The 25,471-nt window shown below is 44.2% G+C and carries 22 protein-coding genes and 1 tRNA gene; 5 read left to right on the top strand and 18 right to left on the bottom strand.

Features of this window, described 5'->3' with window-relative positions:
• Positions 1-19: 19 nt before the first annotated feature.
• Entirely contained in the window at positions 20-1,258 is a 1,239-nt protein-coding gene (locus B2P60_RS04705; RefSeq protein ID WP_193006111.1) for an argininosuccinate synthase, read from the bottom strand.
• 327 nt (positions 1,259-1,585) lie between these two features.
• Between B2P60_RS04705 and pyrC the strand changes: the two genes are divergently transcribed.
• From pyrC to B2P60_RS04685, 4 genes are all read left to right on the top strand, one after another.
• Positions 1,586-2,656 carry a dihydroorotase gene (gene pyrC / locus B2P60_RS04700; RefSeq protein ID WP_286739710.1) on the top strand — a complete coding sequence of 357 codons (1,071 nt, stop codon included), beginning with the start codon at positions 1,586-1,588 and terminating at the stop codon, positions 2,654-2,656.
• Between the two features lie 139 nt (positions 2,657-2,795).
• Positions 2,796-3,587 (top strand): ribonuclease T, encoded by a 792-nt coding sequence (gene rnt / locus B2P60_RS04695; RefSeq protein ID WP_414706623.1) that lies wholly within the window; start codon positions 2,796-2,798, stop codon positions 3,585-3,587.
• Positions 3,588-3,895: 308 nt separating this feature from the next.
• A complete protein-coding gene (locus tag B2P60_RS04690) occupies positions 3,896-4,093 on the top strand; it encodes a hypothetical protein (protein ID WP_193006109.1) in 198 nt (65 codons plus the stop codon).
• A gap of 52 nt (positions 4,094-4,145) precedes the next feature.
• Positions 4,146-4,221, top strand: a tRNA-Glu gene (locus B2P60_RS04685).
• A 290-nt stretch (positions 4,222-4,511) separates the two neighbouring features.
• Here B2P60_RS04685 and B2P60_RS04680 read toward each other — a convergent pair.
• From B2P60_RS04680 to B2P60_RS04625, 12 genes are all read right to left on the bottom strand, one after another.
• Positions 4,512-5,120, bottom strand: a complete 609-nt coding sequence (locus B2P60_RS04680) for a BLUF domain-containing protein (RefSeq protein WP_286739707.1) — start codon at positions 5,118-5,120, stop codon at positions 4,512-4,514.
• Positions 5,121-5,425: 305 nt separating this feature from the next.
• The gene (gene ispD / locus B2P60_RS04675) at positions 5,426-6,199 is read right to left on the bottom strand and encodes a 2-C-methyl-D-erythritol 4-phosphate cytidylyltransferase (protein WP_286739705.1); all 774 of its coding nucleotides are present in this window, start codon (positions 6,197-6,199) and stop codon (positions 5,426-5,428) included.
• A 123-nt stretch (positions 6,200-6,322) separates the two neighbouring features.
• Positions 6,323-6,631 (bottom strand): FtsB family cell division protein, encoded by a 309-nt coding sequence (locus B2P60_RS04670; RefSeq protein WP_193006129.1) that lies wholly within the window; start codon positions 6,629-6,631, stop codon positions 6,323-6,325.
• Positions 6,632-6,737: 106 nt separating this feature from the next.
• Positions 6,738-8,054, bottom strand: coding sequence for a phosphopyruvate hydratase (gene eno, locus B2P60_RS04665; protein WP_286739704.1), 1,317 nt, complete (start codon positions 8,052-8,054; stop codon positions 6,738-6,740).
• A 333-nt stretch (positions 8,055-8,387) separates the two neighbouring features.
• Positions 8,388-10,748 (bottom strand): heavy metal translocating P-type ATPase, encoded by a 2,361-nt coding sequence (locus tag B2P60_RS04660; protein ID WP_286739703.1) that lies wholly within the window; start codon positions 10,746-10,748, stop codon positions 8,388-8,390.
• Between the two features lie 221 nt (positions 10,749-10,969).
• Positions 10,970-11,194 carry a heavy-metal-associated domain-containing protein gene (locus B2P60_RS04655; protein ID WP_193006105.1) on the bottom strand — a complete coding sequence of 75 codons (225 nt, stop codon included), beginning with the start codon at positions 11,192-11,194 and terminating at the stop codon, positions 10,970-10,972.
• Between the two features lie 167 nt (positions 11,195-11,361).
• On the bottom strand, positions 11,362-11,616 hold the full coding sequence (locus B2P60_RS04650) for a heavy-metal-associated domain-containing protein (RefSeq protein ID WP_286739702.1): 255 nt from the start codon (positions 11,614-11,616) through the stop codon (positions 11,362-11,364).
• A 37-nt stretch (positions 11,617-11,653) separates the two neighbouring features.
• Complete coding sequence (gene kdsA, locus B2P60_RS04645; protein ID WP_286739700.1) at positions 11,654-12,529, bottom strand: 3-deoxy-8-phosphooctulonate synthase; 876 nt, start codon at positions 12,527-12,529, stop codon at positions 11,654-11,656.
• Positions 12,530-12,761: 232 nt separating this feature from the next.
• Positions 12,762-14,396 carry a CTP synthase gene (locus B2P60_RS04640; protein WP_286739699.1) on the bottom strand — a complete coding sequence of 545 codons (1,635 nt, stop codon included), beginning with the start codon at positions 14,394-14,396 and terminating at the stop codon, positions 12,762-12,764.
• A 230-nt stretch (positions 14,397-14,626) separates the two neighbouring features.
• Positions 14,627-15,763, bottom strand: coding sequence for a porin (locus B2P60_RS04635; protein WP_068036869.1), 1,137 nt, complete (start codon positions 15,761-15,763; stop codon positions 14,627-14,629).
• A gap of 301 nt (positions 15,764-16,064) precedes the next feature.
• Positions 16,065-17,174: a porin gene (locus tag B2P60_RS04630; protein WP_230710523.1), complete on the bottom strand. Its 1,110-nt coding sequence runs from the start codon at positions 17,172-17,174 to the stop codon at positions 16,065-16,067.
• Positions 17,175-17,762: 588 nt separating this feature from the next.
• Positions 17,763-19,961, bottom strand: a complete 2,199-nt coding sequence (locus B2P60_RS04625; protein ID WP_286739696.1) for a malate synthase G — start codon at positions 19,959-19,961, stop codon at positions 17,763-17,765.
• 747 nt (positions 19,962-20,708) lie between these two features.
• On the opposite strand from B2P60_RS04625, the gene B2P60_RS04620 reads away from it, so the two are divergent.
• Positions 20,709-21,359: a tRNA-(ms[2]io[6]A)-hydroxylase gene (locus B2P60_RS04620; RefSeq protein ID WP_286739723.1), complete on the top strand. Its 651-nt coding sequence runs from the start codon at positions 20,709-20,711 to the stop codon at positions 21,357-21,359.
• Between the two features lie 168 nt (positions 21,360-21,527).
• Here the strand turns inward: B2P60_RS04620 and B2P60_RS04615 are convergent, their stop codons facing one another.
• The 5 genes from B2P60_RS04615 to ppk1 form a co-directional block, all read right to left on the bottom strand.
• A complete protein-coding gene (locus B2P60_RS04615) occupies positions 21,528-21,731 on the bottom strand; it encodes a hypothetical protein (RefSeq protein WP_193006099.1) in 204 nt (67 codons plus the stop codon).
• A 58-nt stretch (positions 21,732-21,789) separates the two neighbouring features.
• Positions 21,790-22,170, bottom strand: a complete 381-nt coding sequence (locus B2P60_RS04610) for a hypothetical protein (RefSeq protein ID WP_286739695.1) — start codon at positions 22,168-22,170, stop codon at positions 21,790-21,792.
• A gap of 75 nt (positions 22,171-22,245) precedes the next feature.
• On the bottom strand, positions 22,246-22,512 hold the full coding sequence (locus tag B2P60_RS04605) for a hypothetical protein (RefSeq protein ID WP_198333982.1): 267 nt from the start codon (positions 22,510-22,512) through the stop codon (positions 22,246-22,248).
• An 80-nt stretch (positions 22,513-22,592) separates the two neighbouring features.
• Positions 22,593-22,763, bottom strand: a complete 171-nt coding sequence (locus B2P60_RS04600) for a hypothetical protein (RefSeq protein ID WP_193006096.1) — start codon at positions 22,761-22,763, stop codon at positions 22,593-22,595.
• A 393-nt stretch (positions 22,764-23,156) separates the two neighbouring features.
• The gene (gene ppk1 / locus B2P60_RS04595; protein WP_286739722.1) at positions 23,157-25,307 is read right to left on the bottom strand and encodes a polyphosphate kinase 1; all 2,151 of its coding nucleotides are present in this window, start codon (positions 25,305-25,307) and stop codon (positions 23,157-23,159) included.
• Between the last annotated feature and the right edge of the window lie 164 nt (positions 25,308-25,471).

Genomic DNA, 25,471 nt, shown 5'->3' with positions numbered 1-25,471 from the left:
CCACTAAGCCGTGACAAACTTACTTTGATAAGTCGCGACCACGGCTCGCTTCGATCGCCAGACGTAGACCGTTTAGACGGATAAAGCCTTCTGCGTCTTTTTGATCGTAAGCGCCCGCATCGTCTTCAAAAGTCGCGATCTTTTCGTCAAACAACGAGTCATCTGACTTACGACCGACTACGCTTACGCTGCCTTTATAGAGCTTCACACGTACTGTTCCGTTGACGTACTCTTGCGACTTGTCAATCAATGCCTGTAGCATCATACGCTCAGGGCTGAACCAGTAGCCGTTGTAGATGATTTTTGCATAGCGTGGCATAAGCTCATCTTTTAAATGCGCAGCTTCACGATCTAATGTCAATGACTCAATACCGCGATGTGCTTTGAGCATGATGGTGCCAGCTGGCGTCTCGTAGCAGCCACGTGACTTCATACCGACGTAACGGTTTTCAACGATATCCAAACGACCAATACCGTGCTTACCGCCGATTTCGTTTAACTTAATCATGACTTCATAAGGCTTTAGCGCCTCACCATCGATAGCAACGATGTCACCTTTTTTGTACTCTAGTTCTAGATACTGCGCTTCATCAGGCGCGTCTTCTGGGCTGACAGACCAGCGCCACATGTCTTCTTCTGCTTCGGCATATGGATCTTCTAAAATACCACCTTCATAAGAGATGTGTAGAAGGTTGGCATCCATTGAGTAAGGAGATTTTTTTGTATTGCCCGCATAGTCAATCGCAATATCGTGCTCTTTGGCATATTGCATTAAGCTTTCACGGCTCGATAAGTCCCATTCGCGCCAAGGAGCAATTGTCACAACATCTGGTGACAAGGCAACAGCGCCCAGCTCAAAACGTACTTGATCGTTCCCTTTACCGGTCGCACCATGGCTGATGGCATCGGCATTGTGCTCTTTTGCAATCTCAACCAAACGCTTAGCAATCAACGGCCGCGCGATAGAAGTGCCTAGTAAATACTCACCTTCATAGATGGCATTGGCACGGAACATGGGAAATACGTAATCACGCGCAAATTCTTCACGTAAGTCTTCGATGTAGATATTTTTAATACCCATGGCCTTAGCCTTCGCGCGTGCTGGCTCAACTTCTTCACCCTGACCGATGTCCGCGGTAAAGGTAATCACTTCTGCATCGTAGGTTTCTTGCAGCCATTTAGCAATGATGGAGGTATCGAGGCCACCTGAATATGCCAATACGATTTTATTAATATTTTTTGGATCAAGTTGAGCCATGAATAACTCCTATTATGAAATGTAGTTTTAGTGAAAGCGCTAAGATTCAAACAAAAGATAAATTACTTGCTCAGTGTACATCATATTTACTATAGGCAAAAGTGCCACTGCTATAAGGCGCGAGCTTTTGGCCTAACTTTTGCGTTAGCGCACTATAACCATCTGTCTTTAAGGGCTGTTTAATGCAATAAAGTTAAAAAAGTCATTTATGAATTATGTGTCGATAGTGAGCGGCATATTTAGTCAAGTAGGCAAATCTGTTATGATAAGCACACACCACCCCTCCCCTTTATCCCCATATATGACGACACAGAGCGCTACGACATTATGACTGATTCGATTAGAGAATTGACCCTCCTTCAGCCAGACGATTGGCACATTCATCTGCGTGACGGCAAAGCGTTGAGCACGACCGTACCTCACGCTGCAAGCAGCTTTAACCGTGTCATTTGCATGCCAAACTTAGTGCCACCAGTTAAGCATGTCGATGACGCGCTTGCCTATCGTGCCCGTATCGTAGAACAGCTACAGGCCAGTGATCTGAGTGCTGAGCGAAAAGCCGCCTTTGATCCGCGTATGACCTTATATTTAACAGACCACACCAGCGTACAAGATATTGAAATGGCCGCGCGGTCAGGTATCGTCCAAGCAGTCAAGCTCTATCCTGCGGGAGCAACCACCAACTCTGCTGATGGCGTCACCGATATCAATGCTTGCGTCGATGTTTTTGAAGCGCTAGAAAAATACAATTTGCCCTTATTACTCCATGGCGAAGTCACTCAAGATCATGTAGATATTTTCGACCGTGAGAAACGTTTTTTAGATGAGGTATTGGCACAAATTATTGTCAAATTCCCAACGTTAAAAATCGTCATGGAACACATTACCACCAGTGATGCAGCAGATTTTGTCTTGGCCCAAGGCAACCAAATTGCAGCCACCATTACGCCGCAACATCTCATGTTTAACCGCAACCATCTATTGGTCGGTGGCATCAAACCACATTTTTATTGCTTACCTATCTTAAAGCGTGAAAGCCATCAAAGAGTGTTATTAGACGTCGCGACCAGTGGCAACCCAAAGTTCTTCTTAGGCACTGACTCTGCTCCGCATGCGACGGATAAAAAAGAAGCGGCTTGCGGCTGTGCAGGCTGCTATAGCGCTGCCACTGCCTTACCACTATACGCCACCGCTTTTGATAGTGTCGGCAAAATAGACAAACTAGAGGGCTTTGCCAGCCGTTTCGGCGCCCAGTTTTATGGCCTACCAGTCAATGAGAGTACGATTACTCTGGTCAACACGCCTATGCACGTGCCAGCAGACTATCCTTATTTTGATGGTGGACGACTCACACCGCTGATGGCTGGTGAGATGTTGCCTTGGTCTCTTAAAGCGTAACGCTGACTAAGTAAGACTGCCCACACTTAATCCTATGATATAAATGACGCCTGATAGCAAACGGTGTGACTTACATCATAGGATGATTCTTATGTAATTCAATATAACAGTACGACTGATAAAAGCGATTTAACCTGATATGACCATTCAAAATGACGCCACCCTATCTGACGATAACTCAGCAAGTAATTTAGACAACCCCTTAGACAATAGTCTCAAGGTTGCTGCAAGCAGTCATACAGAAGAGACGGCAGCAGCAGAACAAGTGCCAATGAGCTTAAAAGACCGTTTTCGTAAGTTTTTGCCTGTCGTCGTGGATGTTGAGACGGCAGGTTTTAATGCGCAAACGGATGCCCTATTAGAAATCGCTTGTATTCCGGTGCTCCTTAATGAGCAAGGTGTCTTTTATCCAGGTGAGGCCTTTAATGCGCATATAGAGCCTTTTGAAGGCGCAAATTTAGAACCAAGCGCGCTTGCCTTTACGGGTATCGATCCTAAAAACCCACTGCGTAAAGCGATTGCCGAAGATGAAAAAACAGCCCTACGCCGTATTTTTAAGGGCTTAAAAGAAGTGCGCCGTGCTGAAGACTGCCGTCAGTGCGTTTTAATTGGACACAATGCCCATTTTGATTTGGCATTTTTAAATGCGGCGGTGCTACGTACCAACAGCAAAAACCACAACCCTTTTCATAATTTTTCAGTATTTGATACCGTGACCTTATCAGCATTAGCGTTTGGCCAGACAGTGTTGGCACGTGCTTGTAAGGCAGCGGGGCTAGATTTCGATGGTAAAGATGCCCATTCTGCTCTGTATGACACGCAAAAAACTGCCGAACTGTTTTGTCACATTTTAAATCACTACCCTATGCTAACGAATGCGATGCATGCTGAGCAAACCAAAGAAGAAACGGTCGATAGTGAGAGTAAATAAGTCACTTATCACACATCATATGTTGCTAACCTTTCATAATAGTGCTATTTGTAATACTTGATGACTTTAACATCTTAGTGTTGCAATCAATAGGGATATGATTGACGTCAGCATAAGCAGGTAAGCCTCTTGTCCAAGCGTTGAATAAGCGATTTGGACCAATAGCTCAAAGGTCAGGACGAGTGGTTGACCAGTAAAAATCTACGTTAAAACGATGTCGTTGTACCCTACAGATGGTTTCAGTTGCCCACACTGCCTTGATAGCGAAAGCTCTTATGCTATCGAGGCTGAATAGGAGGGACTTTATCATGGATCCACAGCTCAAATTATGGGGTACTATTCTCGGTTATATGCTGCTTGCGTTGACCATTAGCGCTTGTACTTCTTTATGGATTCGGCACCATTTAAAGCGTAATGACTTGCATCCTCGCCGTGCCATCAAAAAAAGATATTTAATTTTAAAAAGAAGAAGAAAAAGGCTTGACAGAAAACGTGGACGCTATTAGAATACGCACCACTTCAGCATAAATGGTGAAAGCAGTTGAAGTGTTGTTACTAGTCCCCATCGTCTAGAGGCCTAGGACACCGCCCTTTCACGGCGGTAACGGGGGTTCGAATCCCCCTGGGGACGCCACTATTTGGCGTCACTTATTAGCAAGTTTGCAGCAAAGCATTCAATAAGACTAATAAGCGTACCACCAAAAAGCCCAATCACAACGTAGCGTGATTGGGCTTTTTTATGCCTGTTTGTTTCTACTCTCTCAGTACCTCTCTTAGCACCGCCGGCCTTAGTAGCTCTAGCGTCTAACGGTTTACTATACATCACCCCTAAGATGACGTAACTGTAGTTATCCAAATAAAAAAGCCAGCACAGATTGCTGACTTTTACGATCGAATACGATTTATACAACAACCATTTTTACTTTATAGCAGCAACCAGAGTAACGCTAATACAATTAAGCCACCGAGTATGGTCTGTATTAAGAAGAAGGCCTGATGTTGCCCTACTACCTTACCCAACGTTATACCTAACGTATTGTACTTTATAGGCTGCGTATCCGTATCTCCGCTTCTGACTTGTTCTTCGTAATAGCCTTGCAAAATGTCTAAAAACTGCTGACATTCATTAGTGTCCCAACGATCGGGCTTAAATGGCATAAATGATTTAAGCTTAGGCTCATTAATCATCCAACGTTCAAGCGTAATAGAGCGTAGTGACCAACCGGCAAAACGGCGTTCTGCCAGTGCTGAAAAATCTAATATTTGTAAGTCCTTGTGTCGATCATCTACCAACAAGCGATTCTTAAGATTGGTCAACGCTTGCTCAGTACCTTCCACACATTGTAAGAAGTAGCCATTGCCGTAGCAAAGAATACCAGTAATATTATCCACTTTGTTATGCTTAATGGCGACTTCTGCGATGTCGTTAAGCGTGCTGGAATTTGAAAGACCAGTCGAAGTAATATGGCTCAGATACACAAGCTGGCAGAGATCTGGCGTTACTGGGTTTGTAGAATCATTGATTGTTGACAATCAGCTTCTCCCTATTATTAGGTAAATGTAGCTAAAACAACCATACTAACTTTAGAAAAAAACATAGAGACAAAACCTTTGATCACATCAACTTGGCTTGTATATTATTGATTTTATAAATGTTTATATTAATTGTATTAAGTTGGTTACATCATATGCTAGTTCAGTCATCAAAGCAACATATGTTTATCTTAATTGATTTATTAATCGTACTAAATGGTCGGTCAGATAGCCATATGTGTGAGCTGGCATACCGTTGGAGCAGCAGTAATAGGGTGAAGGGAAAGTACAATACAGTAGAAAAACTAGGATTGAGCAGCAAGAATCGCTGTTAGGAGTACCGCGTCATCGGGATAAGTCAGCTTAATGTTTTGGCGACTACCCGTCACTAAGCGAATCGGCAGACTTAAGTGTTCAAAAGCACTGGCTTCATCGGTAATACTAAGTTGCTGCTTAGCCACTTGCATGAGTACTTGTCTTAACTGTCCTAGTCGGAACACTTGCGGCGTTTGCGCTTGCCACGTGTGCGTGCGGTCGATGGTTTGTTTGATATAAGAGGATGGAGTCTGCTCTATATGATCATGTATAAGCTCAGATTGCGGACTGGGCGGTGTGTAGGAGAGTTTTAGGGTATCAGCTACTGGTGTCGCTAAGATAGCGCCATACGGTTCTGTCATTGCCGCTTCAACGACTCGATCAATATCACAACTAGGCACGGCAGGACGCGCAGCATCATGAATCAGTACTAAAGCTGAGTCAGCAGCGCCTGTACGACTAATGGCCGCGACTCCTGCTTGTACAGATTGCCAACGCTCGGTACCGCCCGTGGCATACGCTACAGGAATCGCAAAATCGAGCGTCTGCGCCGTACGATCATCTGCTGCCACGACCAATAGGCATTGATCGATATAAGCACTACGAGCCAGCCTTGCCACGCTATGCTGTAGCAATGTCTGCCCTTGCAGCATGGTATATTGCTTGGCAATAGACGCCCCAAAACGACTGCCGCGACCAGCAGCAACAATCATGGCATGGACGGTAGGCGTGGTGTTCATAAGGCAATTTTCATTAATACTCATGGTTTGATCCCATGACAATATGGATAGTCTAGTTGGAGAGAAATGATGGGTAAAATAAATGGAAGCTTACAGATAAGCGCAGGCATGAATATCAATAACGGCTCATGACCATGAAAAGAGAGGTTAATAACGACTGTGGGTGGTAGGAGCCGTAGACACTTGGACGAAAGTTTCGTTTGGCTTTATCAAACCTAAGTCTAAACGGGCATGCTCTTCTACAGCCTCAAGACCATTTTTTAAGTCATGCACATCGGTGCGTAACAAGTTATTGGCGGTCACTTGGTTCCCATTTAGGCGTTGTTGCTCTTCGATTTGAGACAGCAATTTATTGTGCTCAAAGCGCCCATTTTCACCCAGCCAATACTGATACTGTAGTCCTAAGAGGACAGCGACGGCTAAAGCGAGAAGTATAAATTGGCTAAAGTATTTCATAAAAGGATAACGCCAAACGGTAGAGACAATAAAATAAAAACCAGCTAAGCAATACATAAACGTCAATGCTTACATATTGCTTAGCGTAGGCTACAAGCTTCGCTTATTAACCACGTAAACCGATGAACTCTTCACGACCACGATAGCTGGCACGTACTTGCTGCTCGATACGTAGCAACTGATTGTATTTTGCAACGCGATCTGAGCGGCATAATGAGCCTGTTTTAATCTGACCGGCCGCAGTACCAACCGCCAAGTCTGCAATGGTGCTGTCTTCAGTTTCGCCTGAACGATGCGAGATAATGGTCGCATAACCATTTTTCTTCGCAAGATAAATCGCATCTAGCGTTTCTGACAGGGTGCCAATCTGATTGAATTTAATCAAAATCGCATTGGCAATGTGCTTATCAATCCCTTCTTGCAAGATCGTAGGATTGGTTACAAATAAATCATCGCCGACCAATTGGACTTTATCACCAATCTGCTCGGTCAAATACTTCCAGCCATCCCAGTCTGATTCATCAAGACCATCTTCGATAGAAATAATAGGATATTGACGCGCCAAACCTACCAAATAATCTGAGAACCCTTGGCTATCAAACGCTTTATTGCCTTCGCCTGCCAACACATACTGACCGTTTTTGTAAAATTCGCTCGCCGCACAATCTAACGCCAAATGGATATCTTCGCCTGCTTTGTAACCGACTTGCTCAATCGCTTGCATGATGACGGTGATCGCTTCTTCGTTGCTGCGTAGGTTTGGTGCAAAGCCACCTTCATCCCCCACTGCTGTGTTCAAGCCTTGTGATTTTAAAACAGACTTTAAGCTGTGGAAAATCTCCGTGCCCGCTCTTAGGGCTTCTGAAAAGCTTGTGAAGCCCACGGGTTCAATCATGAATTCTTGGATATCAACCGTATTATCCGCGTGCTCGCCACCGTTTAAAATGTTCATCATTGGCACAGGCATCGTCAGCGACGTTTGGTTGCGCAAGTTAGCAATGTACTGATGTAGGGGCAAACTCTGTGATTTAGCAGCAGCTTTGGCAGTCGCGAGAGACACCGCTAGCATGGCATTAGCGCCAAGGCTGTCTTTATTCTCTGTTCCATCAAGTGCAATCATAGCGTCATCGATGCCTTGCTGCTCAGTGACGTCTTTGTCCATGAGCGCACTGCGAATCTGGCTATTAACATTGGCAACGGCTTTTTTGACCCCTTTACCCATGTAGCGATCTTTATCGCCATCACGTAGCTCAAGCGCCTCACGTGAGCCAGTTGACGCGCCACTTGGTGCAGCAGCACGGCCAATCGTGCCATCAGCGAGGATAACATCGGCTTCGATCGTTGGGTTACCGCGCGAGTCGAGAATCTCACGAGCGCGGATGTCTTTAATTGCGGTGACGTTGTTGGTTTCTTCAGCGTACATAATGTCTGTTAATTCCTTTGGTCATGCCAAGTTTGTGGGATAAATAACGGCAACTAGAATACAAAAAAGATAAAGCAAACTATCGTATAACACCTGTGCCCAAAACCGCTTTTTACATTTGTAAAATGGGCGAATTTTGCGCACCATGGGAGGTCTATTTCGTATATTGACAGCTCGCTATAATGCTTGGCATCATAGCATATTTTTTGTCAAACTGCCCTTATCTTACTCTGACTTGCGGCCATAATTTCAAACATAATCATCAACGACAAAGCGCAATAATAGTCGCTATCGTCTCGTTTTAGGTCGCACTGATCTTAAAAGCGATGAGCATTATACTTTGGAAGTACGGTCAGTATTAATATGAGAGGCCGTTACGGTATTGTCTAACGCCACCTCTGTCTTAAACCGCGTTAAACGCAGGGCATTCATCAATACTGAAATGGAGCTGAGCGCCATCGCAGCGGCGGCAATCATAGGATTTAAAAAGCCCAAGGCGGCAAGCGGAATACCAAGGCAGTTATAAATAAAGGCAAAAAACAGATTTTGTTTGATGTTGCGTAGGGTTGCTTGCGCAATTTTTTGCGCCGCATCGATATGCATTAGTGACTCACCCATCAAGCGAGCAGAAGCACTGTGCTGTGCCACATCAGTGCCTTCGAACATTGCAAAGCTGGCGTCTGCGGTTGCCATCGCTGGCGCATCATTAACCCCGTCTCCTGCCATCGCCACTTTATGACCTGCCGTTTGTAATAAAGCAATTTGACTGGCTTTATCCCGCGGACTCATTTTTCCATACGCTTGTTTGATCCCTAGCTGTCCTGCCACATGGTCGACGACCGACTGTTTGTCACCGCTCATTAAAATGACCTTTATACCAGCCTCTTGTAGGGCGGTAATGGCTTGCGGCGTATCCGCCTTTAAATCATCAGCCAGAGCAAACGCACCCAGCGCTTCATCATTCACGCTAATCGCAACGGTACTGGCAATTTGCCATACTTTTGGCATAAACTTTGGCAAGATCAAGTTAGCAAACTCTGCTGTACCGACTTTTATCAGCCCCAGCCCTTCTATATTTGCTTGAATACCCGCGCCTTTCACCACGCTAATGTCGCTCACGTTTAACAGCGGCAAGTGACGCTCTGCGGCCGCATTGATGAGCGCAGTGGCTAGTGGATGGCTGGCGTGCGCCTCGACACTGGCGGCAATCTGTAAAACATCATCGACCGCCAAGGACTTATCAACCATGACATGATCGACAATAGAGGGTTTACCGACAGTCAAAGTACCTGTTTTATCAAGTACGACCGTATCGATGTTACCTGCGGCTTCAAGACTTTGCGCGTCCTTAAACCAAACGCCATGGCGCGCCGCCACACCCATACCAGCCATGATCGCCGCTGGCGTGGCCAAACCAAGCGCACATGGACAAGCAATGACCAGTACAGACACTGCATGCATCAAGGCGGTATCAACCATGCCTGTCAGCCACCATGTCACGGCAAAAGTCACCAGAGCAATGGCAACGACCACGGGGACAAAGACAGCCGTTACTCTATCCGCAAGACGTGCCAAATTCGCTTTTGAGCCTTGAGCGTCACTCAGCGCTTGTACCATATCACCAAGCTTGGTATCGCTACCTTTGGCACTGACACGGTATAATAGGCTGCCATTTTCTACCAAAGCCCCTGCCAACAAGCCATCGCCCCCTTCTTTTTTTAGTGGCACGGACTCACCCGTTAAATGACTCTCCACGCACCAGCCGCTACCGTCAATCACTGTCCCATCGGTTGCAACACGGCTGCCTTGCTTTGCGCGCAAAATATCACCCACTTGTACATCTTTAAGGGCAACATTATGAAAGTCACCGTTTGGTTGCTGCTGCTCAACCTCATCGGGGGTCAATGACAACAGCAAATCAATGCTGTTTAAACTGTGCTTTTTGGTGCGTTCTTCCAGATATTTACCAGTGCGCACAAAAGCAATGACCATCACACCTGCTTCAAAATACACAGCTGGGCTGTTACTCACCCCATGACCGCCAGCATGACTGTTTTGCAGCAAACTGTTTAAGCTGCCATCGCCATGAGTCAGCCACAAGTAGGTTGAATAAGCCCAAATCGTCACCGTGCCAATGACGACCAGCACATCCATATTGGCAAGGCCGCCTTTGATGGACGCCCAAGCGCTTTTATAGAACGGCAAGGCAAAGCCAAACTGTACAATCGTCGCTAAGACAAACTGTATCCAAATAGGCGGCATCCACGCCATACCCTGACCGATAAGCATGCCCGCCATACCGACTAAAAATGGCAGTAAACAAATCCACAAACCAATCAATCGCCATGGGTATTGGGTGGCTGTGTCTTCATCCGTCTGTGAAAACAGACTATCGGCTGCCTGCAAATTGGCAACAAAACCCGTTTTGTTCACCCATTCTGTGATCTGCTCTGGTGTCGTCTGCGCCGGATCATAGTCCACATTGGCGGTCTCTCCTGCAAAGTTCACATTCACGTCATACACTGAAGGCTTTTTATTAAGTACCTTCTCAATACGTGACGCACAAGCTTGACAGCTCATACCATCGATCGCCAGCTGTAGATGCGCTCGCTGCGGTGTCAGTTGCGTACTGGATTGAATATCAGTGTCGACATCGTAGGGGTTAGGGTTGTCGGTACGGGTAGAATCATTCATAAAGAGCACTCGCCATAGCATTTATAAATTGGTATGGATATAAAAATATCAGTGGATGGAGGAGTCTAAATCAACAAGTGGCTCACGCTAAATTTAGTGTTTGTTTTTTTAATTATGTAGGCCGAGTTGAGCAGTCACAAGCAGACAACGCTAATTGTTACTAATTTTTAACCACTAAAAAACCAGCCATGATAGCTGGTTTTTTAAGTGAACGACACAATCTACGAATTAGCCACTGTGGCATCAAATCCAGCGTCATCGATTGCAGAAGCAATGGCCTCTATACTGGTCTTGCTATCATCGAAAGTCACTGTCGCTAGCTTATCAGCCAGATCAACCGTGATCGTGTCTATGCCGTCAATATCAGCAGTAGCAGTATGGACGCTTGCCACACAGCCCCCGCAAGTCATGCCGTCAATTTGAATAATACGTGTTTGGCTTGCCATGTCAGGCTCCTTATTTTTATGAATACATAAACTGCTTTTATAATAGGCTTTTACAGACCTATTAAAAAAGCACTAAACTAGCATAAGCCGAATTGCCATCAACAACAAGGCTATTTGGTTGTTCATTTATTAAGAAAACCCAACTTAGCAGACTCTGACAACCCTATTTAATTATCATAACGTGGGTTTTGCGGGGCATCGATAGGAAACGGTTGGGTCACATAATCAACCATACTAATCGCCGCCGTCAAAGCATGAATACTGGTATCTGTATCATCATAGCTTACGGTAGCGATATTACTCGCTTTATCTAGCTCAATAGCCGTCACGCCTGAGATATTTTTCAACGCCGTCATGATGCTATCGATCCCTTCGGCATCATCAATGTTTTCGATACTTACCTGCGCCATTCGCATCGCCATCGTTTTCTCCTAGTATCATTTAGTATCATGAACGGTATTAATGAGTATCGAGTACCTCAAAACCCTTGACCAAATCATCTATCTGCTTAAGCTGACGCAAAAACGGCTCTAACTGGCTCATTCTCAAGGCACAGGGACCATCGCATTTTGCCGCTTCTGGATTTGGATGCGCCTCTAAAAACAGTCCGGCCAATCCAGTTGCCATACCCGCACGTGCCAGCGTGGTAATTTGCTCTCGGCGTCCCCCCGCACTATCACTACGTGCCCCTGGTTGCTGCAGGCTATGCGTCACATCAAAGAAGACAGGGATATTCATTTGCTTCATCGTATCAAAGCCAAGCATATCCACCACAAGGTTATTATAGCCAAAGGCACTACCGCGCTCACAAAGTATGAGTTTATCGTTACCACCTTCAAGGCATTTATTGACGATATGGCGCATCTCATGTGGCGCTAAGAACTGGGCTTTTTTGATATTAATAATCGCATCCGTCTTAGCCATCGCATGCACCAAATCCGTCTGACGGGATAAAAACGCAGGCAGCTGGATAATATCGGCAACTTCAGCGACTGGTGCTGCTTGATGAGGCTCATGTACGTCTGTAATAATCGGTACTTGGTATTTCTCTTTGACTTGTCCGAGCCAATCGATACCTTGCGCGAGTCCAGGGCCACGATAAGAGTGCAAGCTTGAGCGATTGGCCTTGTCAAAGCTGGCTTTAAACACATAACCGATACCCAAGCGTTGACATATCTCAACGTATTGCTCGGCAATCTCGAACGCGAGCTCTTTGGACTCTAAGACATTCATACCGCCGAACAACACAAATGGCTGATCATTACCAATGTTGATGATTTTATGATCAGGCGTCTTAAGCGCAATGTGTGACTGTGCTGTCAATAAGTTTTCCATTCAGCCGTTTTCCTCTTTATTGTTATCAATGGTTCTATCTTATATTGTAACCGATAGCGCCGTTAAAAAAAGTGTTCAAGCGTAATTCCCTACCGTCAGTGGCTATAAAGCGATCAATCACAAGCGTTACCACACGTGAACGACCGTACCCCACCCTAAATACGGGCTAAAAAAAAGACCGATCCGAAGATCAGTCTTTTTTAGGATAGACAGAATGATATTATTTCAATGACTACTTGGCTTCGCTAAAGTTTTTCGCCGCTTTTACAAAGCTATTAAACAGTGGGTGACCACCGCGTGGAGAGCTAGTAAATTCAGGATGGAACTGTACTGCAATAAACCATGGATGCGCGCTAATCTCAACCGACTCTACCAGATGCTGCTTAGCAGAATAACCAGATATCGCCATACCTGCTTGCTCTAATGGCTCGATATAGCGGTTATTCATCTCATAACGATGGCGATGACGCTCAGTAATATTAACTGCGCCATAGATCTGGGCAAGCTTGCTACCAGCGACCAATTCGGCTTGCTGTGCACCTAGACGCATGGTACCGCCAAGGTCAGAGTCATCACTACGAATCTGTAGCTCACCGCGCTCATCTAACCATTCAGTGATGAGGCCAATGATAGGCTCTGCCGTTTTGCGATCAAACTCAGAAGAGTTGGCATTAATTTGAAGTACGTTACGCGCGTACTCAATCACGGCCAGCTGCATACCAAGGCAGATACCCAAATACGGCACATGGTTTTCACGCGCATAAGTAATGGCTTTTATTTTGCCATTAGTGCCGCGCTCACCAAAACCGCCCGGCACTAAAATCGCATCGGCATCGCTCAGACGGGCAAATAACTGCTTATCGCTTTCTAAAAGCTCGGCATCAATGTAGTCGATTTTGACGTCGGCTTTATGCGTGATACCTGCATGCAGCAACGCTTCATTGATAGACTTATAGGCGTCAGGCAGCTCGACATACTTACCGACCATCGCAACAGTAAGCGTTGCTTCAGGATTAAGCTGAGCTTCCACCACTTTGTCCCAATCACTCAAATCGGCTTCTGGCACATCAAGGCCAAAACGCTCACAGATCAAATCATCAAGGTCTTGCTCATGCAGCGTACGGGGTATTTGATAAATGCTTTGCGCATCTTCACACATAATGACCGCACGCTCTTCAACGTTGGTGAACAGCGCAATCTTACGACGATTGTCTTGTGAGATATGATGATCAGAGCGGCAGATTAAAATATCAGGCTGCAAACCGATAGACCGCAGCTCTTTTACCGAATGCTGTGTTGGTTTGGTTTTGGTCTCACCCGCACTCGCGATGTAAGGCACTAGCGTCAAATGCATGAGCATGGCTCTATTGCGGCCAAGCTCTACTTGCATCTGACGCACTGCTTCCATAAAAGGAAGGGATTCGATATCACCAACCGTGCCGCCAATCTCGATAATAGCGATGTCGTAACCTTCGCCACTGGCCAAAATTTTGCTTTTGATCTCATCAGTGATATGCGGAATCACCTGTACCGTACCGCCCAAATATTCACCGCGGCGCTCTTTATTCAAAACGTTCTGATAGATACGGCCACTGGTAAAGTTATTGCTCTTACTCATCTTAGAGTGGCGTAAGAAGCGCTCATAGTAGCCTAAATCCAAATCGGTCTCAGCGCCATCTTCGGTGACGAACACTTCGCCATGTTGAAATGGGCTCATCGTACCTGGATCGACGTTGATATACGGATCCATTTTGGTCATCGTCACGCTCACGCCGCGTGCTTCAAGCACTGCTGCAAGAGAGGCTGCGGTAATACCTTTTCCTAGTGAGGACACTACCCCACCGGTCACAAATATAAACTTGGTCATAGTACTCTGTCGGTAATTGGTAAAGAAGGATTTTACTAAAAATACGCCACAAAATATAGGGCAAAAGCGCAAACTCTTTAAAACACTCAGTTTTTAACGCTTAATTGTCATAAGTGCGTAATCATCGTAAATACGTAGCTATTATAACCCACTGCGGCTTTAAAAAGGTCACAACAAAAAAACTCACCCCGAAGGATGAGTTTTTTATAATACGTTTTCTAATGTTTAGATTAGAATTTGTATTCTAGACCAGCACCGACCACGAAGACGCTAGCATCACCACGCGCTCTGACAAGAATATCTTTATCACCGTCATCTTGACCAGCAATGAAAAGATCATTTTTTAAGTCTGCAGTGTTATTACCGACATAAGCATGTGCAATTATATTCTTTCTAAAGCTATATTTACCGCCTACGACGATTTGATCTGAATTATTTTCATTAATGCCTCTTAAGTTATCCGTTTTATTGTACTGTGCATATATTGAGGCTGGACGAGCGAGGTTACTTAGACCCATCTCAGCACTTAATATCAATCCTTTTTCAGTTTCATTAGTATCATCAAAATCAGCTTGTTGGTATAGAGCGCCCACTTTTACTGGATAAGCAACATAATTACTTAGATCGACAGTAGCCGTCCCACGGATCATATCGCCGCCCGTATTAGTACTACTGGGATTTTTAGTAGCCAGATCACTCTGATAAGCAACACCAGCCGTAAAGCCATTGCCTGGATTAAATAGTAATGAGGCACCATAGCCGCTGTCACGACTATTATCGTCAGATATAAAGTCTTCATCAGCACCATACTGCAACGCAAGCTCTAATGGTAACTCATTGTATTTAGGCGCTTTCCAGACGATAGAGTTATTAACTCGGTAACCATCAGCTAAGGTTAAAGCATTGGCTAGTGTATTTTTGCTTAAACTACTAGCACCCACATTGTCCCAGTAACCTTCATTGACCGTGACATTATCGATATAATCAACGACTGAGTAGTTACGACCAAAGCGGAATTCGCCAAGGTCTTTATTCTTTAGACCCAGATAAGTATCACGGCTTTTAAAACCGATGTTACTGCTGCCACTATCATCAACCTTGATTCCATACTCTAATTGGTAGATCACATCAGTATTGGCAGTCATGGCTTCAGAACCTTTGAAACCAATACGTGAAGATTTTGATGCGATTTCTACTGAACTGTTGTCTTCATTAATGCTTATACTACTATCGTCCATAGCTTCTCGTTCGAATGAAGCATTGACATAGTTGGCGGTAACAAATGCTTTGCCATAAACAGTCGGTGCCGCTTGAGCTGTAGATACTAATAGCATTGCGACTGATGAGGCTAAAAATAGTTTTTTCAAAAGACATCTCCACTTTACAATTTTTTTGATAAATTGGCTAAGATTGGCCGATATATATAATAGCAGGGTGACTACCCTATAGAACATTTATATATATGAGCTAGAAGCATTACTTAGACACAACTTTACCAACCAAATATTACAGTAAGGTGAAAAAACCAAAATTTACACAAATGTTATTATTAATTTTACGGATTCTGTTATTTAAGACACGCTGTTGTTCAAGACACAGTATTGATTACAAAACAAAAAAACCCACCCCGAAGGATGAGTTTTTTATAATACGTTTCTAATGGTTAGATTAGAATAAGTATTCTAGACCGCCACCGATAGCGAGTACATCAATATCACCACGTAAGTCGATTTCATTAACATTGCCGTCTTCGTCTCTCGAACCAAAACGACCATTGTTTAATTCCGCTGAATTTAGACCAGCATAGGCATGAGCGATCATATTATTTTTAAACGCATATTTGCCACCTACAACGACTTGATTTGAGTCATTATTCTCAAGACCACTGATATTGTCGGTTTTGTCATACTGAATATAAACAGAGGCTGGACGGGCAAAATTCGAAAGACCCATTTCAGCACTCACCACTAAACCGTCCTCTGTTGCAGTAGTAGTACCGGCATAGTCAGCTTCTTGATATAGAACGCCTAACTTTACAGGAGCTGCGATATATTTACCTAAATCGACGCTAGCACTGCCACGGATAATATCACCACTAACACTCATGTCTTGCTCATAAGCAATACCAGCGGTAATGCCTGTACCTGGATCAAACATCAATGAGGCACCATAGCCTGCGTCACGATCACTCTCAGATATAAAGTCTTCATCAGCACCATACATCAGCGCAAGCGCTAATGGTAGGTCATTGTATTTAGGCGCTTTCCAAACGATTGAATTATTGATACGGTTACCAACGGTCGGGGTCAAAATATTAGCAAAGCTGTCGTTGTTGTTCAGAGTACTAGAGCCAAGATTATCCCAATAACCTTCATTAACTGATACGTTATTGATATAGTCAATGACTGTGTAGTTACGACCAAAGCGGAATTCACCGAAGTCTTTATTTTTTAAACCTAAATAAGTATCACGACTTTTGAAGCCAATGTTATCGCTACCACTATCATCAACTTTAACGCCGTACTCTAATTGGTAAATTACGTCAGTGTTGGCCGTTATCGCTTCAGAGCCTCTGAAGCCTAAACGTGAAAGATTAGAATTAACTTGTAATGAACCGTTGTCTTCATTAATTCTGTTATTATTATCCATATTCTGACCATCAATTTCAGCATTAACGTAATCAGTAGTAACGAATACTTTACCATAGACAGTTGGAGCGGCATTGGCTGCAGAAACAGATAGAGCAGCAACGGCTGTAGCTAAAAGTAGTTTTTTCATGGGGGTATCTCCACTTTACAATTTTAGTAATGAGCGAGCTATTATTAGCCGGTGCCCAAAATGGTATCGTCACAAATCCTCAAAGATATAATGTGTAACTGGCTACCGAGATTAGTCAGAAACAAGTGTGGCGAAGTTCTATTACCGTAAGATGAAAAAAACCATGACTTACATAACTGGGATTAAAAACGTAACTGCCATGTAAACTTTGGTCTTTATCGCTCCGTTGCGTAACATCCGTTACCAAACTCATACTTCGAATACAAGCATAACAACTTTGACATAATTTGCAACATATTTTTATATTTTAGTGAAGATAATTTTTGGAGATTACAGCTAATATAAGACTTAACCTGAGTTAATAGGTAACCAAAAAAAACGCTGTATTTCTTTAAAAAAATAAAGTGTTCGTTAGTAAATATCAATAATAAAACTATGCAATTATCATTAATAAAACTCTAAAACTAGCATTCATAAGCAGCGGCTATCTGACAAAAATAAAGCGCTACTTATCATTAAATAAATAGCGCTAAAGCTAACGTACTAGCCTTGCTAGATTTGTCTAACAATCAGCATACAAATATAGACTTAGAAGTTTGCTTTTAGATCAAGGCGTGCTTGATGTAATAATGGCTCGGTATAACCACTTGGTTGCTCGCGTCCTTTAAATACGAGGTCACAGGCGGCTTTAAATGCGTAAGACTGATCAAAGTCATTTGCCATCGGTTGATAGTCACTATCGCCCGCGTTTTGCTCATCAACCACTTTTGCCATGCGTTTCATGGTATCCATCACTTGCTGTTCGCTAACCACATCATGGTGCAGCCAGTTGGCAATGTGCTGGCTTGAAATACGCAACGTTGCACGATCTTCCATGAGCCCAACATCATTGATATCAGGTACCTTAGAGCAACCCACCCCTTGGTTTACCCAACGTACCACATAACCTAAGATGCCCTGAGCATTGTTCTCAAGCTCTTGCTGCTTTTGTTCTTCTGTCCAATTGGTGTCTTTTGCCAATGGAATGGTCAAAATATCATCCAAGCTGGCACGTTTGCGTGACTTTAGGCTGTCTTGTACGTCAGCGACGCTCACTTGATGATAGTGCATGCTGTGCAAGGTTGCCCCTGTTGGTGATGGGACCCATGCAGTCGTAGCACCAGACTTGGGATGCGCCGCCTTAGTATCCATCATCTCTTTCATTTCATCAGGTTTGGCCCACATGCCTTTACCAATCTGTGCACGACCTTGTAGTCCGGTCTCTAGACCGATATCGACGTTCCACTGCTCGTAAGCGGGCTGCCATGCTTGTGACTTCATTTCACCTTTTGGCACGAATGGACCAGCATTCATGCTGGTATGCATCTCATCCCCAGTACGGTCTAAGAAGCCTGTGTTAATAAAGATAACGCGCTCTTTGGCTTGGCGAATGGCTTCTTTTAGATTGACCGTCATGCGGCGCTCTTCATCCATGATGCCAATTTTGAGGGTGTTGCGTTCTAAGCCTAATAAGTCTTCTGAGGCATCAAACAAGTCATTGGCCATTTTGACTTCTTCAGGACCATGCATTTTTGGCTTAACGATGTACATTGAGCCTTTACGCGAGTTTGACAGCTCATTTTTGCCTTTTAGATCATTGAGTGACAATAAAGGCGTAATCAAACCGTCCATCAGCCCTTCGAAAATCTCTTCTTGACCATCGCCCAAATCAACTAAGATCGCAGGGTTTTGCATCAAGTGGCCCACATTACGGATGAGCAATAGCGAGCGACCTGGCAACGTCAGCTTGCCACCTTCTGGCGTGTTGTACTCACGGTCTGGGTTTTGTTTGCGAGTGCGCGTCTTGCCACCTTTTTCAAAGGTTTCTTGCAAGTCGCCATTCATCAAACCGAGCCAGTTACGATAAACTTCCACTTTTTCTTCTGCGTCGACGGCAGCAATGGAGTCTTCACAGTCTTGAATCGCCGTAATCGCCGACTCAAGAAGTACGTCTTTAATATTTGCAGGATCGTCCTTACCAACGGGATGGCTGGCATCTATCTGAATCTCTGCATGCAAACCGTTGTGTTTTAACAAGATACCGGTTGGCTGTTCTGCATCGCCAACAAAACCAGCAAACTGAGCGGTGTCTTTTAGCTGAGTACTGTCATCACCTTGGATCACTACCAGCTTACCATCCTCCACTTTAAAGCCGGTCGCATCATTGTACGAGCCTGACGCTAACGCAAAGTTTTCATCTAGGAATTTTTTGGCGTAAGCCACAACCGCAGCGCCGCGAGTTGGGTTATACCCGCCTTTGGCTTCTTGACCATTTTCATCACTGATTACATCAGTACCATACAAGGCATCATACAGACTGCCCCAACGTGCGTTGGTTGCATTCAGCGCATAGCGAGCATTGCGGACTGGCACGACCAACTGTGGCCCTGCGATGTGGGCAATTTCGTCATCGACATTTTCTGTGCTGACGGTAAAGTCGTCGCCTTCTGGCAACAGATACCCAATCTCTTGTAAAAATGTCTTATAAGCGGAGTAATCAATCTCGCCGTCTTTGGCAGGGTGGTCTAGGTGCCACTGATCGATCTGTGCTTGGATTTTGTCACGGGTTTCTAGTAGCGCTTTATTACGCGGCGTGAACTCTTTGATGACTTTTTCAAACCCTGACCAATAACTCTCTGAATCAACACCGACTTTTGGCAGCACTTCGTTTTCAATAAAGTCGTACAACTGCTGGTCGATGGCAAGAATGCCTTTTTGAATACGATTGGCGTTAGAAGACTGGCTCATATTGTTATCCTTATCTGTTCGTGAGGTGTGTAAAGACGAAGTTGCTACCGCAGTGATTGGACACTGTCGTTCGTAGGCTTAGGCATCTATTCCCAATTTAAATGACCTATTAAGCAAACTTACTGATTAAGTTATCATATAAGCTAACCGTGAATAGCGACTCAAGCGTTTAAACAGCCAAAACATTTATGCTCGTTCTACCTTGTCATAAAATATGCTCGGCCATACTAATTAAACGGTTTTGAAGAGACGGTAGCTAGATGACTGCTGGTTTATTTCGTATCAGCAGTTGCTATATGCTTGCCATTTACCATCAAGCGACATTTAATAGTAAGACAAAAAGCCGCTTAAGCAAAATCTCATCCTACTATCAAATAAAGAAATAAACAAGAAAACCTCATTTACTAAATAAATATTGGGGTTGTCTAATAATGATAACCTATACGCCATCAGTGTTATAGCACTTTCATACCTCTCACTAATGACACAGAGGGATCATACAGACAAACGATAAGTAATCATTAGCACAGTGATTGATACGTAAGCGTTATCTATTTAATTTTTTATGTGCGATCAAAACGTCTTAAACACCCGACCATGACAGAGACCATATATAAAGAATCTATGAATAAAGAAAACATGAATAAAGAATCTACGAATAAAGACACTACCTATATAGGAAACGACAGTATGAGCGACAGCATTATTAGTGACAATATGAGTGATCACGGTACTGATGACCACAATATGGCAGAAGATAGCGTCGATATCGCCCAATTGCGAACACCTATAAAAGTAGACCTCTCCCCTGTTTATAATTTTTTGGGAGCTAGAACCACAGAGTCTTGGGTCAATGCAGCGATGGCAAATTTGCCTACTATTATCCAAGACCACGCCAACTGTGAAAAAAAAGCAGCCGGTACTGCCATGAATTTGATATTTCGTTATGAGTTTTCTTATGATTTGCAGCGTAAATTGGCGCAGCTAATTCGTGAGGAGATGCTCCATTATGAGCAAGTGCTGGGTATCATGAATGATCGTGGACAGGACTGGCAATACTTAAGTGCAGGCCGTTATGCCAAAGGTATGTTAAAACACAAGCGCACTTACGAGCCAGCGGCAATGGTAGATGTGCTGATCATTGGGGCATTTATTGAAGCGCGTTCTTGCGAGCGGTTTGCGGCATTAGCAGAAGTTATCAACGATGCGCGCTTAGCAAAATACTATCGCTATTTATTGAAGTCAGAGAGCCGCCATTTTGAGGACTATTTAGCACTGGCGCAATCGCTGTCTGAAGACAATATTGATGAGAGAGTGGGATTTTTTAAAGCAGTAGAAGCCGAGTTGATTTCCAGTCCAGATGCTGAACTGCGCTTTCACAGCGGCACTCCTGCTTAATATCAGCTTGTTGTCCCCTTTCTTAAACGTACAAAAATCTTATACATATAAAAAAAGAGGCAAGCACTGAGCAAGTGCTTGCCCCTCCATCTCTCTTCTTGACAGAGGAATAAAACTGGCTTCTATTGTATTGACTTCTGCAACATAAAAAATTTGGACAATGACCTATTACTTATCATTTTCCATTAACGGACTATCATACTGTTTATTATCTTTGGCAATATTATGCGGATCATGATCATCAGTTGCTCTTTCTGCAGCAGCGGGATTGGCCTTTTGTAGGGCATCGTCAGGCACGATACCATTATTGTCATCCGCGTCTCTTAGCTTGCGATCTTCATTAATAATTTGTTTGTCATCTGGTATGCTCATTTTTATTCCTTAAGATATATTCCTTGTTGATACGTCTTTTTCAAAATACCCATTTCATCTATCGGATACTGTCCTTCTCGTCAGGATTCAGCACGCGGGTCTGAGCATTATCTATATTGGCATAGCGATTCATATCATTGATCTTTTGGCTATCAGGCGACTCACTACCCACGGTTTTTTCATTAATATTATCGTCAAAGCCGTTGCCTTTTTGATCGCGGCGATCAGGCTGGCGTGCTGGATTATCGTCATCATTGACGTGTTCTGAGTCGACTATCCCTTCTTCAAAAGTATCCGTCCCTTTATTTTCAGTGATATTCTCTTCAAGCTCGTCATGATTATCAGGACGCATGTTCACCGTCTGCGCCTCGCCCAATGTTTGATGGTTATCGGTTTCTGTGATTCGAGTTTTACTTAAGGCTGGATCTTTGGTTTCCATGGTTGGTTCCTTATAATTATTATGTGTCTCTTTTAGACAGCTAAAGCACTACTAACAGTAGCTAGTAGCTAGTAGCTACTCATTGCCATCTTGGCTTAAATCATGAGCGTTTAAATTTGCAACGTTTTTACCACCTGCTGGCAGATTTTCTTCTTTACGCGGATCCACGTAGACTTCATCCGTCTCTTCTGAGGCTTGCTGAGGCCCATCTATATCCGGTTCGTATTTTCGGCCTTCATAACTGTTTTTTGGATTGGCCGGTTGCCCTGTAGCAGGATCTTGGATAGGGACGGCTTCCTCGTCATTGGGTTGCGTATTCTTTGGGGGGATAGGGTTTGACATAATGGACACCTCACCGTGGTGGTTAGAAAAGTCAGTTAAAAGACTGCGGCTATGACTGCTCAGACAAGCGTAGATAAAAATTACTTATCTGTACGCAAGTCGTCTTCGATAAAAGGCGTTTGCTCTGTTCCATCTAGCTGTTCAGGCGCATCTACTTTTTTGCTCTCTTCAAGGTTTTTTTCAATTTGTTGCTTATCCGCTTGTTCAGCGGCTTTTTTCACATCGGAGGTATCATTATTTGTATTACTCATGGCAAGTTCCTGTTTTTATAGTAGGTTAATTACTTATTTTTTATAGGTCTATATATTTATAGTACTGTATAACAGCTATCCATTTTCTTATAAGCTCACCTTCTAGATTCGAAAGTGGTAATCGCTGCTATAGATGTGTCATCACTACCTTTCAGTATAAGGAGCATGTTGCAAAAGCTACCAGTGTACTGCCGTATCAATATGTGAATAAATGTGAGGTTACAAGACAGTTTGTAACTTTGGGATAGCCTTTGGAATAACCAGCACAAAAAAACCAAGCACTGAGGTGTGTCAGTGCTTGGTTCTCGGCGTCTCTTAACTACGCTCCCTTCACCACACAATTAGCTATCCTTTTAACACTACATGATCTCTTTGAATAGACGAAACGGCGACTTATACGTTATTAATGACTTTTAGCAAGTATTCTTGGGCGCTGTGCGGGGTTTCGCTGTCTGCTGGCTGCAGCTGTTGCCAGACGCCATTACCATCTAACGTCCATGCTTGCGTATTGTCTTTTAGATAATTGAGTAGCCCATCTTGATAAACTTGCTTAAATAACTTTTTGTCTTCAATTGGAAATGCCACTTCCACGCGATGGAACAAGTTACGATCCATCCAGTCAGCACTACCGCAATACAAGCGCTCATCACCGTTATTATAGAAATAATAAACACGCGTGTGCTCCAAAAAACGACCAATAACAGAGCGCACGGTGATGTTTTCAGACAACCCTTTTACTTGTGGGCGCAGGCAGCACATAGAGCGTAAAATCAGCTCAATTTTTACCCCTGCTTGCGAGGCATCATACAATTTACCGATCAGGCGACGTTCAGTTAGGGCGTTGACCTTAACAATAATGTGGGCGCGCTTTCCTGCTTTTGCATGAGCGATTTCATCATCAATAAAGCTCATCAATTTATCATGCAAGGTAAATGGCGCATGCAAGAGCTTTTTGAGGTTGGCAGGCTTGCCCATCCCTGTCAGCTCTTGAAAGATATTGTGCACGTCTTCTGAAATATCAGGATCTGCGCTAAATAAGCCATAATCCGTATAAACTTTGGCGTTGGCCGCGTGATAATTACCCGTTCCTAAATGCACATAGCGGCGAATCCGGTCATCCTCACGGCGTACGATCAGCATCAGCTTGGCATGGGTTTTGTAGCCGACGATACCATAGACCACGACCGCGCCAGCTTCTTGTAAGTAGTTGGCAACCGCAATATTAGAGGCTTCATCAAAGCGGGCACGTAGCTCAATGACGGCCGTCACTTCTTTGCCATTACGGGCAGCAGCGGCAAGCGCCTTGACGATCTCTGAATTGGTGCCTGAGCGGTATAAGGTTTGCTTGATCGCTAGCACTTTTGGGTCGCTCGCAGCCTGCCACAATAGGCTAACAATAGGCGAGAACGCATGAAAAGGATGGTGTACCAGCACATCACTTTTGCGCATCGCTGCAAACATACTGGTCGCTTTGTCCAGTTTATCCATTTCACGGCGGAACTCTTTTGGTATCACCTGCGTAAAAGGCTGATAACGCAGTGCTGGGATATTAAAATCAAACAGCAGACGCGTTAAATTGACGGGGCCATTGACACGGTATAACTGATTGTCGTGCAGCTCAAACTCATTGAGCAAATACTCACTGATGTGTGTTGGACAGTCGGTGGTGACCTCAAGACGTACTTTATCACCAAAACGGCGGTTTTCCAGCTCGCCCTCCAGCGCTTTGGCAATATCCTCGACATCATCGGCCAAGTCTAAATCAGCATTGCGTGTGAGTCTGAACTGATGACAACCCGTCACATTCATCCCAGGAAATAGCTCACCGATATGCTCATGAATGATGGCAGATAGCATGACATGATGCTCTTTGCCACCAGTTAACTCATCAGGCAGACGAATCACACGCGGCAAACTGCGCGGCGCTGGCACAATCGCCAAATTGATATCACGACCAAAAGCATCTTTGCCTTCTAATGTTGCAATAAAGTTTAAGCTCTTATTGACCAGACGCGGAAACGGATGGGCAGGATCAATGCTAATCGGCGTCAATACTGGGGATACTTGCTCCGTAAAATAGCGCTTCATCCAAGCAGATTGCTCAGCATTTAGCTCATCACGTTTTAGGTAACGAATGTCTTCCTTGGCAAGGGCAGGTAAGATATCTTCATTAAGAATACGATATTGCTCATTGATCGCATCGTGCGTTACTGTCGAGATCTCGTTAAGTACTTCACTAGGACGCATACCATGCGCACTGGTCGATACATCGCCAATATTGAGCTTTTGCATGATACCGGCGACACGAATCTCAAAAAACTCATCGATGTTTGATGAAAAAATAATCAAGAAAAATAAACGCTCAAGTAGCGGATGCCGAGGACTGGCGGCCTGTGCTAAGACACGTAGATGGAACTGTAATAAAGACAAGTCGCGATTGATATAACTGCTGGGTGAATAGCTGCCATCTTCTGAGCGTTGCCATGCCACCTCGGCCAGATTCTCATCGCCTCTGCTGGTTTGGGCATTGACACTCACACCCATATTATCAACATCAATGACGTTATTGACCTCACCACCATTGTCTTGTTTGTCATTCACATCCACCACGTCACTACTCCTTTTGCCTGATCGATACGCCATCATTTTTTATACTAATCGTTAAAACCGTTTTGTCCTACCTTTATTTAGCACAGCGATTGATGAAA

Origin of the sequence: Psychrobacter sp. UBA3068, from assembly GCF_002366815.1 — a bacterium.
Classification (GTDB): domain Bacteria; phylum Pseudomonadota; class Gammaproteobacteria; order Pseudomonadales; family Moraxellaceae; genus Psychrobacter; species Psychrobacter namhaensis.
The sequence above is the reverse complement of the archived record's forward strand: the minus strand, read 5'-3'. Positions and strand labels throughout refer to the sequence as shown.